Annotated in this window: 11 protein-coding genes; 6 read left to right on the forward strand and 5 right to left on the reverse strand. The window is 58.8% G+C overall.

Annotated elements, in window-relative coordinates; all coding sequences use genetic code 11:
* Positions 1–326: 326 nt before the first annotated feature.
* On the reverse strand, positions 327–1049 hold the full coding sequence (locus ACSQ36_RS38905; RefSeq protein ID WP_436186220.1) for a hypothetical protein: 723 nt from the start codon (positions 1047–1049) through the stop codon (positions 327–329).
* Positions 1050–1593: 544 nt separating this feature from the next.
* Between ACSQ36_RS38905 and ACSQ36_RS38910 the strand changes: the two genes are divergently transcribed.
* The 3 genes from ACSQ36_RS38910 to ACSQ36_RS38920 all read left to right on the forward strand — a co-directional run bounded on the left by ACSQ36_RS38910 (position 1594) and on the right by ACSQ36_RS38920 (position 4953).
* On the forward strand, positions 1594–2358 hold the full coding sequence (locus ACSQ36_RS38910) for a transporter substrate-binding domain-containing protein (RefSeq protein ID WP_436186221.1): 765 nt from the start codon (positions 1594–1596) through the stop codon (positions 2356–2358).
* Between the two features lie 263 nt (positions 2359–2621).
* On the forward strand, positions 2622–3536 hold the full coding sequence (locus tag ACSQ36_RS38915) for a GSU2403 family nucleotidyltransferase fold protein (RefSeq protein ID WP_436186222.1): 915 nt from the start codon (positions 2622–2624) through the stop codon (positions 3534–3536).
* A 280-nt stretch (positions 3537–3816) separates the two neighbouring features.
* Positions 3817–4953 carry an acyltransferase family protein gene (locus ACSQ36_RS38920; protein ID WP_436186223.1) on the forward strand — a complete coding sequence of 379 codons (1137 nt, stop codon included), beginning with the start codon at positions 3817–3819 and terminating at the stop codon, positions 4951–4953.
* A gap of 464 nt (positions 4954–5417) precedes the next feature.
* Here the strand turns inward: ACSQ36_RS38920 and rbsK are convergent, their stop codons facing one another.
* From rbsK to ACSQ36_RS38940, 4 genes are all read right to left on the reverse strand, one after another.
* Entirely contained in the window at positions 5418–6350 is a 933-nt protein-coding gene (gene rbsK / locus ACSQ36_RS38925; protein ID WP_436186224.1) for a ribokinase, read from the reverse strand.
* Between the two features lie 214 nt (positions 6351–6564).
* Positions 6565–7566: an ABC transporter permease gene (locus ACSQ36_RS38930; RefSeq protein ID WP_213762845.1), complete on the reverse strand. Its 1002-nt coding sequence runs from the start codon at positions 7564–7566 to the stop codon at positions 6565–6567.
* Positions 7563–9182 (reverse strand): sugar ABC transporter ATP-binding protein, encoded by a 1620-nt coding sequence (locus ACSQ36_RS38935; RefSeq protein ID WP_436186225.1) that lies wholly within the window; start codon positions 9180–9182, stop codon positions 7563–7565. Before ACSQ36_RS38935 ends, ACSQ36_RS38930 begins: the two co-directional genes overlap by 4 nt.
* A 209-nt stretch (positions 9183–9391) precedes the next feature.
* The gene (locus ACSQ36_RS38940; RefSeq protein WP_436186226.1) at positions 9392–10366 is read right to left on the reverse strand and encodes a sugar ABC transporter substrate-binding protein; all 975 of its coding nucleotides are present in this window, start codon (positions 10364–10366) and stop codon (positions 9392–9394) included.
* Positions 10367–10604: 238 nt separating this feature from the next.
* Here ACSQ36_RS38940 and ACSQ36_RS38945 point away from each other — a divergent pair, with 238 nt between their 5' ends.
* The 3 genes from ACSQ36_RS38945 (at position 10605) to ACSQ36_RS38955 (ending at position 14520) form a co-directional block, all read left to right on the forward strand.
* Positions 10605–11477 (forward strand): LysR family transcriptional regulator, encoded by an 873-nt coding sequence (locus ACSQ36_RS38945; protein WP_089164221.1) that lies wholly within the window; start codon positions 10605–10607, stop codon positions 11475–11477.
* A gap of 202 nt (positions 11478–11679) precedes the next feature.
* Positions 11680–12414 carry a DUF2968 domain-containing protein gene (locus ACSQ36_RS38950; RefSeq protein WP_436186227.1) on the forward strand — a complete coding sequence of 245 codons (735 nt, stop codon included), beginning with the start codon at positions 11680–11682 and terminating at the stop codon, positions 12412–12414.
* Positions 12415–13389: 975 nt separating this feature from the next.
* Positions 13390–14520 carry an IS110 family transposase gene (locus tag ACSQ36_RS38955; protein ID WP_436180774.1) on the forward strand — a complete coding sequence of 377 codons (1131 nt, stop codon included), beginning with the start codon at positions 13390–13392 and terminating at the stop codon, positions 14518–14520.
* Positions 14521–14783: the final 263 nt, after the last annotated feature.

A 14783-nucleotide genomic window follows, 5' to 3' on the forward strand; every position in this document is an offset into this window, starting at 1 on the left:
GGTAGCGAGCAGGTGCAATTCGTGTGAACCTCGCATGCTTGTAGTAAAGCTGACTGACCAGACACGCTCTTGACGATGAAATGACCGCGATAACAACAACTGATATCCCTGCTGACTTGCATGATTTATTTCCGAGGATGAACAGGGCGCTGTCGCGATCCGACTCGTGGAAAGCAATGGATCGTCCGGCCGCAATTCCATGGTCGCGCACTTCGGCAAGCGGTGAAACGACAAGCAACGGAGCGCTCCTGAAGGTCCTTTCTCAACCTTTCCGTGGCGCTCGAAGAGTCGTGTAGCTTGCACGGAGTAGTACTTACCAAATTGCGTCAGCTCGCATCGACGCTGCTGGTCTTCCATTGCTGCACAACAGACTTCACCCAGGCGTCGGGCGCTTTCAGCAGATAAACGAGCGTGGCGTTACGCGTAGCCGGCAAGAAACGCAAAGTGATCGAGCTCACTGCGTTTTCCCATTCGTAGACCGGCAGCGCAGTGCTTGCCGATGCGGATCCAGATGTATGAGCGCCAGCCCGCGGCGCGCCATAGCGGTCCGCAAGAGCGTGGCGCAGATCGGCCGCGGTGCCTTCGTCTATGACGAACGACATCTCATACAACCTGAAGGTGGTTTGTCCGTCGACTCGTGCGAAGCGCAGCGTGTGGTCCTGCGCTGGCGTGCCGTCGACCACTGCGCGCGATATCGCCCAGCCATTGGCGCGTTGATGCGCCCAGCGGCAGGCAACCGTCAGGCTTTCGCGCGTCTTCAGGTCCATGCCGAGGGAGCCGGCGATCACATCGGTCTCGCACACCGGCACGCTGTCGATCGGGGTCGCTCTTACGGTCGCGCCTGCCTGGAACTCGTCGAGGGTTATGCCGAGAGGGATTCCACGAAACTCGAACGGCGTATCTTGAGAGTGCCTTTTCTGATCAGTGGCTTTGCTCCTGGAGCCGCTCGCATCGCGCGCGACCGGGTCCGCGTGAACGGTGACGAACGGAGTGAGCGACAGCACCCCGGTAGCTAGCGCAAGCGTGCAAGCAAACAGGTAGGGTTTCATGGCTCAGTTGATCGCCAACGCACGCAGGTCGAATGCCATGCGTGCGGTTTGTTCCGCTAACCTAACCCTTTGCAGCATCGCTGAAGGCCATTGAACGCATTGGGCCGTTTTAGGCAGATGAAGCCGGTTTGAGAAGCCAGCAAGTTCTGGATTGCCGTGATGGGTCATGATAAGCCTCGCGTAGCGCATTGATCCGAGCTTCTATTCGACACCACGCATCGAAACCCCGGGCTTGCGGGTGATCGATGCGCGGCAAAGCGTATTGCGTGTCGAATCATCGCACCGGGTTTGGGCGTGCGATGTGAGAAGGAGTGCACGGTTTCCCGCAGTGCTTACGAGCTGTTTCCGCTGCTTACCAATTTTGAGCTGGCCTTCATGGCGGAAGGCCAGCGCTATCTGCTCGTGAGCAACAGTCTGGCAGAGGACGTGCGCTTTCGTGTAGATAACGTGCTTTATCGATTCGATGGCTAAACGCATAGCGCAACGCTGTCGGATGCGACAATGATATCTTCCGGTGTTCATGTTGTTCGAGAGGATATTGTTCATGACAGGCACGACGCAATTGAATCGAAAGTGGCGCGAGAAAGTGGTCCTGGCGTACATCGACGAGCCGCCTTTCGGTATGAGCAACCAGAGCGGGTCGGCATCCGGTTCGGATGTCGAACTTGCCGAAGAGATTTTGCGGACCATTGGCGTGCGTTCGGTCGAGTACAGGCTAACGACATTTTCCGAACTGCTGCCGGGCGTCGCGGCGGGGCGTTGGGATATCAATGTTCCTTTGTTCGTGACAGCGGAGCGAGCGGAGCTTGTCGCGTTCAGCGTGCCTGTCTGGGCGTTGTACGACGGGTTCCTGGTTAGCGCCGGAAACCCCAAGCATCTGACGAACTACGAGGGACTGGCGCGGGCCGGTGACGCGCTGCTGGGTGTGATCACCGGTCAGGTACAACACGACGCGGCCAGGCGCGCTGGCGTACCCGAATCGCGGATAAACCAGTACGAGCACCAGCAAGAGGCGATCGACGCGTTGCTGGAGGGCCGCATTGACGCATACGCGAGCACGGCGCTCGGAAACCGCACGCTTGTGCAACGTATCGGGAATGCGGCCTTGTCTGCCGTCTCGCACGATCTCACGGCCGCAACGCCGTACGCGCCCCCCAAAGGCGCGTTCTCGTTCGCCAAGGCTAACGTGGATCTCCGCAACGAATTCAATATCCAGTTGCGCCAGTATCTCGGGTCGCCGGATCACCGAAGCAAGATGGAGCGATATGGGCTCACTGCTACGGAGATCGATCCTGTTGTCGTGGACTAAGATCGTGCTTTGGTCGATGCGGGAAAATTTGATCTCTACGCGAGTGGCGTGTGCTCGTTAGCACGGCAAGCGTCAAACAATTCATGCGATCGTGACAGGCGGCAAGTTATCACCTACAATATTATTAAAGGTGATAACTTCGGAAGCACATGCCATCCTTTCACGAACTCGCTTTTCAAACGCTCTTCGCGCAACTGGAAGACACCGCACAGTCGCAAGCGCTCATACCGCTTGAGTCGCCCGGTCTGAAGATCGAGCGGACGGTGAAAGGTATCGACTATGTGTATTGGCGGAGAACAAAAGCCGGCAGGCGTGAGGAGGAGCTTCTCGGGCGAGCCGATGCTCCCGCCACTGCCGATAAACTCGTCAGGCTCGAATCGATCCAGGCTGAGCAGAAGACGCTGATGTATCGATCATCTCAGCTACGCAAGGCAGGCTTTGCAGCTGCCGATAATTCGGCGGCGCTCACGATCGCATCCATCCACAACGCCGGCATCTTCGAGCATGGCGGCGTGCTTGTCGGGACACACGCTTACGGCACTCTGATCAATAGCCTCGGCATTCGGTCGCCCAAAAACTATCTGACCGCCGATGTCGACATCGGCACGACTCAAGGAATAACGGTCGCGATCCCGGAAGACAAGAGCTTTCTTGAGGTCTTGCGCAATAGCGGTCTTCAATTTTTGGAAGTGCCTCGCCTTGATCCGCGGAAACACGCGACGTCTTTCAAGGTGAGGGGAATAGATCTCAAGGTGGATCTACTTGTCGCCGGAGACGACACATACACGTCCAAGCCGATTCCCGCGTTGAAGGCGCATGCCATGGGGTTGCCCTTTTTTCAGTATCTGATGGCTGAGAAAGTGCCGGGCATTGTGCTTGGGCGAGATCATGTCATACCGGTGAAGGTGCCGAGTCCGGCGAGGTTCGCCATTCACAAGCTGATCGTCAGCACGCTTCGCTCGAAAACGAGCGCCTTGAAAGATGAAAAAGATTTGCATCAGGCGGTAATGCTCATTGATGCGGTGCTGCAAAAGCATCCGACTGATCTCGAAGATGCTGCGGCAGCGCTCGACTCGAAGGGGCACAAGCGGGCCGCAGCGGCAGCACGTAATGCCTTGGCCATGACGTTAGATATTTCCCCCGAAGCCGAGGATTTCCTCGCGAGCTTAACTGGATGAAATATGGAGTTATCACCTTAATTTAAATATAAGGTGATAACTCCATATTTCAGCAGCAAAGAGCGCGCGTAGAAATCTTATCAAGCTGCGGGGCACCGGGGCACACGAACAAATTCCTCGTTACACGAGCCCTAATCGTGCTGCTCCGACGCAACACGCGCTATCCACGAGAACGCTTTATTTTCCCGAAAATCCGCCATTCCGCATTAATTTTTCATTTTTTTAACGTGCACCATAAGATCGCCAGGCGGGCTGGGGCACGCGGCGAACCCAATGAACGATGACAATAGTTGCAAGAAGGCCAGTCATTCCCGCATTAACCGGCGTTCGCTTCCTGGCAGCGTTGAGCGTTGCGCTCTATCACCTTTCGCCGGATGTCGCCGCATCGTTAGGGATTTCGCCATTTTATTTCTATGAAAATTCGGGCGACCCCGTCGAATTGTTCTTCATTCTTTCGGGGTTTATCCTCACTTACACTCATCCGGAAATGAGCGGGGCAGAGGCGCCTGCCGTACGACAGTTCTATTTTTCCCGGTTTGCAAAAATCTACCCGATCTATTTGCTGGGCTGGATCGTATTTGCGCCGCTGGTCTATTCGAACCTTGCCGCCTTGCACGGACACTCGGCCGGTCTATATGCGCGGCTTGCGTTTTACGGGGTGATTTCCCTGGCGCTGTTGCAAGCCTGGACGCCGGCCACCGCGAACGCCTGGAATACCCCCGGATGGTCGCTCTCCGCGGAAGCGGTCTTCTACGCGTCGTTTCCCTTCCTGTTTGCTTTCCTGAAAAATCGCAGCGTTAGCGTGCTGTTGAGTTTGATCGGGGCGTGCTGGTTATTTTCCGTTATTCCTACGTTAACGCTTTCGTACCTGCCATCGTCATTGGGACAGGCGTACTGGATGCGAGAACTGGTCAACTTTACGCCGGTGCTTCGGATAGGCGAGTTTATCGCCGGGATATGCATGGCGCGTCTTTATCTAAGCCAGGGCACGGCTAAAGCATTTGTCTTCGATGTGGCGGCTTTCGCGGCTTTGGTTGCAGCAGTTGCGGTCATTGTGCTGGCAAATCATGTGCTGGCCAAGGCGTTGTTGTTCCCAGCCTTTATCGTGCTTCTCTACTTTCTGGCGCGAGCAAAAGGGCTACTTAGCGGCTGGCTTGGGAGCAAGCCCATGGTCCTGCTTGGGGAGGCGAGTTTCGCGTTCTACATCCTGCATGTGCCGCTTTTCAGGTATGCCAAGATGCTGTTCCCGAGCGTCGCCACCGCCCCCGCGCCATTTTTTGGATTTTTGCTCCTGCTAACGGCGGCGTCAATATTCAGCTTCCTGTTTATCGAAAAGCCCTTGTGCTCGTATCTTCGCAAAGCCTACAAGACCTCGCGCTCACCGCGTCCGATTCGGCAACCTGAGCACGCGCATTAGGTGTCGGATCGCCGTCGCCTTGGTCCGGTGACTAACGCTGGGTGGGTTGGAAGTTTTCGTGAATTGGTTTTCGTTCGTACTCGGACTTGGGGTTAGTGGTCAAGGGTCAGTGCCGGGTTGCTGCTTTCAGTGTCAGTGGTCTGCGAGAGTCGGATTTTCTCTTTATCACTATTAGCCACTGTGCGTGGCGGCACGTCATTTCTTTGTCCAAAGCGACAAAGAAACGAAGCAAAGAAAACGCTTTCAACCACGCTACCCTAAGTGTCCACAGCGTGCAGTTTTGATTCATAGGTGCCCCAAAAGCACGGTGCTCGCCAGAGCGAAGGATGTGCGAACCCCTCCTTCTCCGAACACCGATACCCACACGCTTCGCCACCAGTGACTGAACCTGCCCAAGGGGCACGGCACCCCGCGCTCGGGTAACGATTAACCGGGACGCTTGCGGAGTCCCGGAACAAAGAGGGCTAGGGCGCGCTGTCAACTTCCTGGCGAGTCGGGATGGAGGGTTGTGCGCCGGCGCGCGTAACGGAAATGGCGGCGGCTCGTTGGGCTAAGCTGATCGCAGCGTCTATGGGCTGGCGTGCGGCCAACTGTGCGGCAAAGACGCCGATGAAGGTATCGCCGGCAGCAGTCGTGTCCACCGCGCTCACCTTGGGCGCGGGGTAGTGCGTGCCTTCTCCTGCTTCGGGCAACAGATAGGCGCCTTGAGATCCAAGCGTCACGATGACGTTACGCGCTCCCGCTAGCTGAAGTTCTTTCGCTGCCCGGCGCGCACCGCTTTGCGATTCGACTGGTAATCCGGCAAGGATCGCGGCTTCGACTTCGTTCGGAACCAGATAGTCAACCAACGGCAACCACTCGGGTGGCAGCGGACCGGTAGCCGGCGCTGGATTTAATACGGTCAGCTTACCGAATCTCCGAGCGGTGACAAGCGTGGCATAGACGGCATCCCACGGGGTCTCTAGCTGACACACCACTACGTCGGCGGCTTTGATCACCGCCTCATGGCGCTTGACCATCTCCGGGGTCACCTGGCCGTTGCTGCCCGGTACCACCACGATCGTGTTCTGGCCGTCGTCCGCGACGGTGACGATCGCCACGCCGGTCGGCACTGACGGGTCGGTTTCGACCGCGCTGCAATCGATCCCTTCCGCTTCCAGATCTGCCAGCCGCAATGTGCCGTTGGCGTCGCCGCCCACGCATCCGGCCATGGCCACCCGGCCGCCGATACGCGCAGCCGCAACCGCCTGATTGGCGCCCTTGCCGCCGGATATCTGCGAGAACTCGTGGCCGCTGATCGTTTCGCCCGGACGCGGCAGGTGCGGCGAGCGCGCGACCAGATCGGTATTGATACTCCCCATGATGAGGACAGAGCCTTGCTTGGTTTCTTTGGACATTTCAATTTCTCCTGCTGGCGAACGGCTCGATCACCGGGGTTGAGCTTTTGTTAAGCACCTTAAATGAATGCGCTAAGCCCAAACTGGGTGCCACGGACGTCGGCGATAATAGGGACACGTCTTCTTGAGCCACCCGTGATTCGCGCCTATTTAGCGCGAATCAACTATCCAAAGCGCGGCTGCACGAGCGCTCGGGACCGGGTTCGGCCAGCGCTTACATGATGCGCCGTTTGCTGCGGTACGTATCCAGCACGACCGCCACCACAATCACCGCACCGGTGATGATCCGCTTGGTCGGCTCGTTCGCGCCGATCTGTGCGAGACCTGCTGCAAGCACCGAAATGATCAGGACGCCGAAGAACGTGCTGATAACAGAGCCGCGTCCACCCATCAGGCTCGTGCCGCCGATCACAACCGCTGCAATCACCTGCAGTTCGATCCCCGAACCCGCGTTGGGGTCGGCCGCTTCAAGCCGGGAGATCTGGAACAGGGCTGCCAGACCCGAGAGCAGACCCATTAGCGCAAATACGATGACCTTGTACGGCCGTGGGTTGACCCCTGCCAGCCGCACGGCCTCCTCATTGGTGCCGATGCCGACCAGATAGCGGCCAAAAACCGTTCGGGTGAGCACGAGTTGCGCCACGACCATCACGGCGATAGCAATCAGGAATGAAGGAGAGATACCGAACGCGATGGGGTTCGAGAGAAAGTCGAAGGCGTCGCCAATGTACGCCGTGCGCGAGTTCGTCATCTGGTAGGCAAGACCGCGTGCCGCTTCCAGCACACCTAGCGAAACGATGAACGAAGGGATGCGCCAACCCACCGTCACGGCCCCGGTCACGCAGCCGGTGAGCGCCGCACCGGCCATGCCGAGCAATGCGGCCGGCAGCGCCCCCCAGTGCCATTGCAATGCCGCGACGCTGGTCACGGCCGCACCCAATGCCAGCACCGACCCCACCGACAGATCGATACCCGCAATAATCAGCACGAACGTCATGCCCACCGACATCACGACCAGATCGGGAATCTGATTCGCGATGGTGCTGAAGGTGTCGTAGCTCAGGAAGTGCGAGCTCAGCACGGAGAAGAGCGCGATCATCGCGATGAGCGCGCCCATCAGGCCCAGGTAGTTCGAGAACCCCAGCCGCGTGCCGATCGGCTTCGCGCTTTTGGGCGGCTCCGTCTGCGATTTCGGCGTAGTTGTTTGTACAGTCATGACTGGTGCTCCGTGATAGGGAAGTCCGGCGTCTCGGCGCCCGGTTCAATAGATTCGCTGAGGATTTTATCGCGGGCTGCATAACCCGCGAACGCTGCGGCCAGCAATGCGTCCTGCGACCAGTTATCGCGTTCGAAGACGCCGGTCATGCGTCCCGCCGACATCACGCCGATCCGGTCGCAGATCAGCATCAGCTCGCGCAGGTCGCTGGACACGACCACCAGCGCGCGGCCTTCGCGCGCCTGGGCGCCCATCAGTGCATAGATGTCGAACTTGGCGCCGACGTCGATGCCGCGCGTGGGTTCGTCGAAGAGCAGCACCGTGCAATCGCGCGCGAGCCAGCGGCCGATCACCACCTTCTGCTGATTGCCGCCCGAGAGTTCGGACACCGGTTGCGCAGCGCTCGACGTGCGAATCCGCATGGCGTCGATCTGTTTCTGCGCGAGTGCGGTCTCGCGGCGGGCATCGATAAAACCGTGCTTCGATACCGCGCCAATATTGCCCAGCGAAATGTTCGCGGCAATCGGCTGGGGCAGTAACAAGCCTTCGCCCTTGCGGTCTTCGGTGATGAGCGCAATACCCTGGCTCACTGCATCGGAGGGCGATTTGATGCTGACAGTCTTGAGCGCCGCACCGCGATGCGCGATCGAGATGCTGCCGCTATCCGCCCGATCCGCGCCGTAGATCAGCCGCATGAGTTCGGTCCGGCCTGCGCCTATCAGCCCGCTGATGCCGAAGATCTCGCCGGCCTTTATTTCAAACGATACGTCACGCACGGCGTGGCCGCGCGTCATGCCTTGCACCTTGAATGCCGTCGCGCCGATCCGGCGTTCGCCGAGATCGATACGCTCGCCAATATCGCGTCCGACCATCAGCGTGACGAGCTTGTCGCTGGTGAGATTGCGCATGGTGTCTACGTGCACGAGCCGCCCGTCGCGCAACACAGCCGCGCGTTCGGCGATCCGCGCCAGTTCTTCCAGCCGATGCGAGATATATACCAGCGCCACGCCGCGCGACTTCAGGCGGGCGACTTGCTCGAACAGCAGGTCGACTTCGCGAGCCGTGAGCATGGCGGTGGGTTCATCGAGGATCAGCACGCGGCAATCGCCGATCAGGTTGCGCGCGATCTCGACCATCTGCTGATGGCCGATGCCGAGTTCACCCACGAGCGTATCCGGGTCAATAGCGTCGAGCCCGACCTGGGCCATCGCCTGGCGCGCGTTTTCGCGCAGTGTCGTGCGGTCGATCCAGCCCAGCCCGCGTTTTCGTTTTGGCAGGCGGTTCAGAAAGAGGTTTTCAGCAACCGACAGCGTGGGCAACAGGTTCAGTTCCTGCATCACCATGCGCACGCCGAGCGCTTCGGCGTCGCTGCGGCTTGCCGGCGCGTATGAGATACCACCGAGCTGCATTGAACCGGTGGTGGGCGTCACAAGACCGCCTACGATCTTCGAGAGCGTGCTCTTGCCGGCGCCGTTTTCGCCTGTGAGCGCGAGCACTTCACCGGGACGCAGGTGGAGCGAGACATCCGCGAGCACGGGTTCGACGTAGGTCTTGCCGATCCCGTGAATGGTCAGCACCGGCGCTATGTCGGCGGAAGGGACTATTGGACTTGGCATCGCTTATGAGAGGCTAGGGCGGGTACTGGAATGCGAGTTTCGCCCCGGCCGTTTATGGCTGGGGCGCACTACACGTTTGAACACTTGAAGCTTGGAAGCTAAAGCCGGGCGCGCGTCGGGATACTCTACGCCGCTTGCAGCGGTCGTTCAGCATGCTCCACCGCGGCTAACCGCGATGACGCATGCCGGTTGGCTTGGGGCCAGCAGGCTTACTTGGTGATCAGGTTGACCGGCGTTTCCACCACGCTCGACAGTTGCGACTGTTTCTGGTGCGCGGAGAGCGCCTTCAAAGCCGTGTCGATACCAAATACCGCTTGTTTCGCGGCGTATTGATCGGCCGTTGCAAGCACCCGGCCGTCGGCGAGCATCGGTTTGATGGCGTTGATGTTGTCATAACCGACGACCTGCACCTTGCCCGCCTTGCCGGCCGCCCGCACCGCAGCCACCGCGCCGAGTGCCATGTTGTCGTTGCCGCACAGCAGCGCCTTGATGTTCGGGTTCGCGTTCAGGATCTGCGATGCCACCGCGTTGCCCTTGTCGATTTCCCAGTCGCCCGATTGCAGCGCAACAACCTTCATGCCGCCTGCTTGCATCGCTTGCTTGAAACCGGCTGTGCGTTGCTGCGCATTGGTCGTGGTCGACACGCCTTCGATAATGCCGACTTCATCGCCGGATTTCAGTTTCTTGGCAAGGTAATCCCCGACCAGCCTTGCGCCCTTCGCGTTGTCCGGACCGACGAACGGCACGTTCAGGTCCTTCGATTTGAGCACGTCAGGATCAAGCTGGTTGTCGATGTTCACCACGATGATCCCTGCATCCACGGCCTTCTTGATGACCGGGACGAGCGCTTTCGAATCAGCCGGGGCGATCACGAGCGCGTCGACCTTCGAGACGATCATCTGCTCGACAATGCGAATCTGGTTCGCGGTATCGGTTTCGTCCTTGATGCCGTTCGAGATGAGCGTGAACTTGTTCGCGTTATGCGCCTGGTAATCCTTGGCGCCCGTTTCCATGGTGAGGAAGAACTCATTGGCGAGTGACTTCATCACGAGGGCGACAACGGGTTTTTTCGCCGTTTGAGCGAACGCCGACGAGACAGGCAACAGCGAGAATGCGGCTGCTACTGCGGTCGCCGCGGTTGCAGCGAGTAAGCGGCGCCGTGCTTGATTGGCTTTGCGGGTCATAGAGTCTCCGTTAGTTAGTTCGCTCTTCGGTCTACTGAGGGAATAGCCGTCGAGTCGTTTGGTCAGTAAATCAATTTGAACGATATGCTTGTTGCCGCTTGGCTTTAACGCTAATACGTACAAACCCGATGCATGAGCCGTGGCGTAAATCAAGCGGCAATCCAGCCCATCCGGGTCTAATGCTATCCTCGCGATTCGCGATATGCTACGTCTAAAATCGAAAGCGGGCGTTTCAAAAATGGAACACGTTGACTGGGACGACTTGCGGCTTTTGCTTGCCATCGCCCGAGAAGGAACCATGAGATCCGCCGCTGCGGCGTGCGATCTTAGCGCGGCAACGCTGTCGCGCCGCTTGACGGAGCTTGAAAGAAGATTGGGTGAACCCCTGATTGACCGCGTGCCTTCCGGCTGCGCAGTCACGGCGTTCGGGCAGCGGGTGCTTGCATGGGCCGAGCAGATGGAAGCCCTGGCGCATCAGATAGAACGGGCCGGGGATGTCACGGGTTCTCACGGTCTTGAAGGCACGGTCAGGATCAATGCGGTCGAGTGGATGTCCTACATCCTGATGAAGCTTCTCGGCTCCTTCCAGGAAAGGTTTCCCGGACTGGCCATTGAAGTGCTGACCTCGCAGCAGCCATACAACCTTGCCCGACGTGAAGCCGACATTGCCATCTGGTCGGAATGCCCGGACGAGGGTGACCTGTACGTCCGCCGGATCGGCAAGGTTCGCTTTGGTTTATATGCATCGCGAGACTATTACCTGCGTCACAAGGTGGCCATCAAGAAGAAGGAGTGGAGCAAGCTTTCCTTTGTCGGTTATGACGAGCGCCGGGGGGACCATCCCGCGGCCCGCTGGCTCAAGACGCTGCCGGGCGCACCTGCGCCGAGCCTTCGCAGCAGTTACGTGCTGGGCGTGTTCGACGGTGTGCTTGGCGGCTCGGGTCTGGGCGTGCTTGCTCAACTGGCGGGTGATACGACCAGTGATCTGGTCTGCATCGAACCTCATATCAGGGAGCTGGATCAGGATGTCTGGATGGTCCTGCATCCGGCGCTGCGTGGCAGCGAGCGCATACGGGCGGTGTCGAACCTTGTTGCCGATATTTTCAGGTGAAGGTGGGCGTTACGACGGGGCCTTTTGCTTAACCTCGCGGCCTTCGACACATGCCGCAACTGGTTCACTGGGTATACGGACTATCCGCTGCTTCGATTTCGACTCAAAGAACACGGTTTTTGGATGTGGCCAATGAATATCGGCGCATTCTATCTGCCATAATCCGGTCGGTTTCGCTTTGTTCAAAGAACTCGGAAATTCCATGAAATCCAATAATAAATGGCAGCGCGGGGTAGTTCTCTGGGCAGGAGCGGTGGTCTGCACGGCCGCTTGCGCCGCAACAACAGCATTAGCGGCAACGCCTGCGCGGCAGGATTCGTCGTCGGCATCGGGAAATGCGCTTGGCGATGCTAGCGCGCGGCGTGGCTTGCTGACCAACGGCGCGGCTGACGAACCGCAGGCGCCGGGTAATGGAAGCGGAAGCGACGGCAGCAACGGCAGCATTACTGAGTTGCAGCAGATGATCCGCGACGGCAAGGTAATAGAAATGCGCACGACCTATAACGGCAGTTATGGCGCGAGCATGTTGTTCTATCCGGACCAGATGACGTATTACGTCGCGCTGTTCCAGCAAAAGAAGTTTTGGCGTGTGATCAAGACGCAGACCGATACGCGTGCCGAAGCGGTTTATGCGGACTTTGCGAAGAGCACGGCCCAACTTGCCGATTCGGAAATACGTCGCGAGAAGTTGCAGGCTGAAAATGCCTTCGCGGATCGGCTGATTGCTTTGCAGCAGAACCGGGCGAGCCGCTTGCAAGCGGATGTCGATGTGGCGCGCGCGCAGCAAAGCCAGGTCGTTGATCGTCAGGCGCAACAGCAGGCAGCCATTATCACGTTGCGGGCGCAGCAGGACGCGGCTCAAGCGGAATTGCGTGCGTTGCAGACCAAGGTGCAGGATCTTCAGCGTCAGGCGGATGGGGATTTGATGCCGCAGTGAGTTTTGCGAAGGGGGCGGGAGGTTTTTCCCGGGGGGGCGGGGGCTATGCTGGGGTGGGCGGTTCTGGGGTTAGCGGTCGGGGTCTATGCCGGGTTGGTGCTTTCGGCCGTGGTGGTCTGCGAGAGTCGGATATTCTCTTTACCACTATTAGCCACTGTGCGTGGCGGCACGTCATTTCTTTGTCCAAAGCGACAAAGAAACGAAGCAAAGAAAGCGCTTTCAACCACGCTACCCTAAGTGTCCACAGCGTGCAGTTTCTATTCATAGGTGCCCCAAAAGCACGGTGCTCGCCAGAGCCACGGATGTGTGAACCCCTCCTTCTCCGAACACCGATACCCACACGCTTCGCCACCAGTGATTGAACCTGCCCAAGGGGCACCCCGCGCTATCCGCGGACGACCGCCCTGCAAATGTGTACGCGCCTCGAACCATATCGCCAACCCTGCTGGAAACGAGGTCGCGAAGATGCGTAAGGCCGTACTTACGCAAATGACTGTGGGGACCACGCGGGTGACTCACCAAAACTGGAGCGGCAACACGCGTGGTGCTGCGACCTACCGACATAACGGTCAGACCACGTAGCTGACACGCGGAAGAGTGCGGCAGCCAAAATGCGTGAGGCCGTGCGGATTCATTGGCAATGGTGCTTGCCCGAGAGCGTACGGGGCGAAGCGTGTTCGTGTCAGGATTCGCGAGAAGGAGGGGTTCAAACATCCTTCGCTCTGGCGAGCACCGTGCTTTTGGGGCACCTATGAATAGAAACTGCACGCTGTGGACACTTAGGGTAGCGTGGTTGAAAGCGTTTTCTTTGCTTCGTTTCTTTGTCGCTTTGGACAAAGTTAGTATGACTTCCGTGAGCAGTAAGGGCTGGCCCCCGTGACAGAGCTAAAACACGCGGGTTAGCATAGCGCCAGAGCCGTAACAGTGAGGGCGAACCCGTCACTCATAGGTTTTGTTTCCAACACGGAGGCCAGCATGCAAAACGATATCACGTTATTTGTCGGACTGGATGTTCACAAAGACTCGATTACAGTTGCCTACGCGCTGGGCAGCGGCGAAGTCGAAGTGCTCGGCAAGATCGGCACGCGCTCTCGCGATATTGATCAGTTATGCAAAAAGCTTCAATCCAAGGCTCGCCACGTAAAAATCGTTTATGAAGCCGGTCCTCTGGGCTATGACCTGCAGCGCCGCCTCGCTGCCAAAGGCTTCGAGTGCATGGTGTGCGCCCCCTCGCTGATCCCGCGCAAAGCCGGCGATCGCGTGAAGACCGACCGCCGCGACGCGCTCAAGCTCGTGCGCTCACTGCGCGCGGGCGACCTCAGCGCCGTGCATGTGCCCACCGTCGAAGACGAAGCATTTCGCGATCTTGCGCGTGTCTGGGCCAGTACGCGCGATGCCCTCAAACGCGCCCGCCAAGCGTTAAAATCGTTCCTGCTCGCCCACGCCGTGCGATACGCGGGCACGGCGAACTGGGGACCGGCGCATCGACGCTGGATCAGCAAGTTCTCGTTCGGCAACGCATGGCAGGACCTCGCCTTCACCGAGTTGCGCCGCGCGATCGAAGACCGGTTTGCGCAGTGCGAGCGGCTTGAGTCGGCCTTGCGCGAAGCGGTGCCGCAGTGGCGCTTTTATCCCGCCGTGCTCGCCCTGCAAACCATGCGCGGCATCAAGTTCACCACCGCCGTTGGCTTGCTCTCGGAGATCGTCGATGTGACGCGCTTTGCCCATCCTCGGCAGTTGATGGCGTGGCTGGGCATAACGCCTTCAGAATACTCGTCGGGGGGCAGCCGGCGCCAGGGCAGCATCACCAAGACGGGCAATTCGCTTGCGCGAAAGTTGCTGATCGAGGCCGCCTGGAGTTATCGGCATACGGCCCGGGTGAGTCCCGAAATTCAGCAGCGTCATGAGGGCGTGCCCAAGGTGATTATCGATCGCGCCTGGGACGCGCAGTTGCGTCTGTGTGGGCGCTTTAGAAGAATGGTGGCGAAGGGCAAACTCAAAAACGTGGCGGTCGTCGCGATCGCTCGCGAACTCGCCGGGTTTATCTGGGACATCGCCCGTCTGGGCATGGAGCAGGCGATCAACAACTCCAGAGCGGCTGTCTAAACCAGCAAAAAACAGTTTTGCAATCATCGAAAAGGCAGTTTCCTGAAGGCGGCGTAGCCCGGCATCAGAGTTACCCGCGGCATTTCTTTGCAACGGCTTATCAACGGTTCACGCCGACTTGCGCACAAAGTTAGCGGCAGGCTCACGAGACGGATCACTGTAATGCGGTAACCAACCCGCGAATATCAGATTGATTCACCGTCGAGTGTTACTGCTACGCCGCCCTCAGGAAATTGTAGGAAGAGAAAAGATGACCACAGCTA

Origin of the sequence: Caballeronia sp. LjRoot34 (assembly GCF_964253815.1) — a bacterium.
In the GTDB taxonomy this organism is placed as follows: Bacteria; Pseudomonadota; Gammaproteobacteria; order Burkholderiales; family Burkholderiaceae; genus Caballeronia.

What these genes read in the sequence shown, in the direction of transcription:
- ACSQ36_RS38930 (WP_213762845.1), bottom strand. Translation starts at nt 7,566, where the DNA reads ATGACTGTACAAACAACTACGCCGAAATCGCAGACGGAGCCGCCCAAA.
- ACSQ36_RS38935 (WP_436186225.1), bottom strand. Translation starts at nt 9,182, where the DNA reads ATGCCAAGTCCAATAGTCCCTTCCGCCGACATAGCGCCGGTGCTGACC.
- ACSQ36_RS38910 (WP_436186221.1), top strand. Translation starts at nt 1,594, where the DNA reads ATGACAGGCACGACGCAATTGAATCGAAAGTGGCGCGAGAAAGTGGTC.
- ACSQ36_RS38950 (WP_436186227.1), top strand. Translation starts at nt 11,680, where the DNA reads ATGAAATCCAATAATAAATGGCAGCGCGGGGTAGTTCTCTGGGCAGGA.
- ACSQ36_RS38905 (WP_436186220.1), bottom strand. Translation starts at nt 1,049, where the DNA reads ATGAAACCCTACCTGTTTGCTTGCACGCTTGCGCTAGCTACCGGGGTG.
- ACSQ36_RS38945 (WP_089164221.1), top strand. Translation starts at nt 10,605, where the DNA reads ATGGAACACGTTGACTGGGACGACTTGCGGCTTTTGCTTGCCATCGCC.
- ACSQ36_RS38940 (WP_436186226.1), bottom strand. Translation starts at nt 10,366, where the DNA reads ATGACCCGCAAAGCCAATCAAGCACGGCGCCGCTTACTCGCTGCAACC.
- rbsK (WP_436186224.1), bottom strand. Translation starts at nt 6,350, where the DNA reads ATGTCCAAAGAAACCAAGCAAGGCTCTGTCCTCATCATGGGGAGTATC.
- ACSQ36_RS38955 (WP_436180774.1), top strand. Translation starts at nt 13,390, where the DNA reads ATGCAAAACGATATCACGTTATTTGTCGGACTGGATGTTCACAAAGAC.
- ACSQ36_RS38920 (WP_436186223.1), top strand. Translation starts at nt 3,817, where the DNA reads ATGACAATAGTTGCAAGAAGGCCAGTCATTCCCGCATTAACCGGCGTT.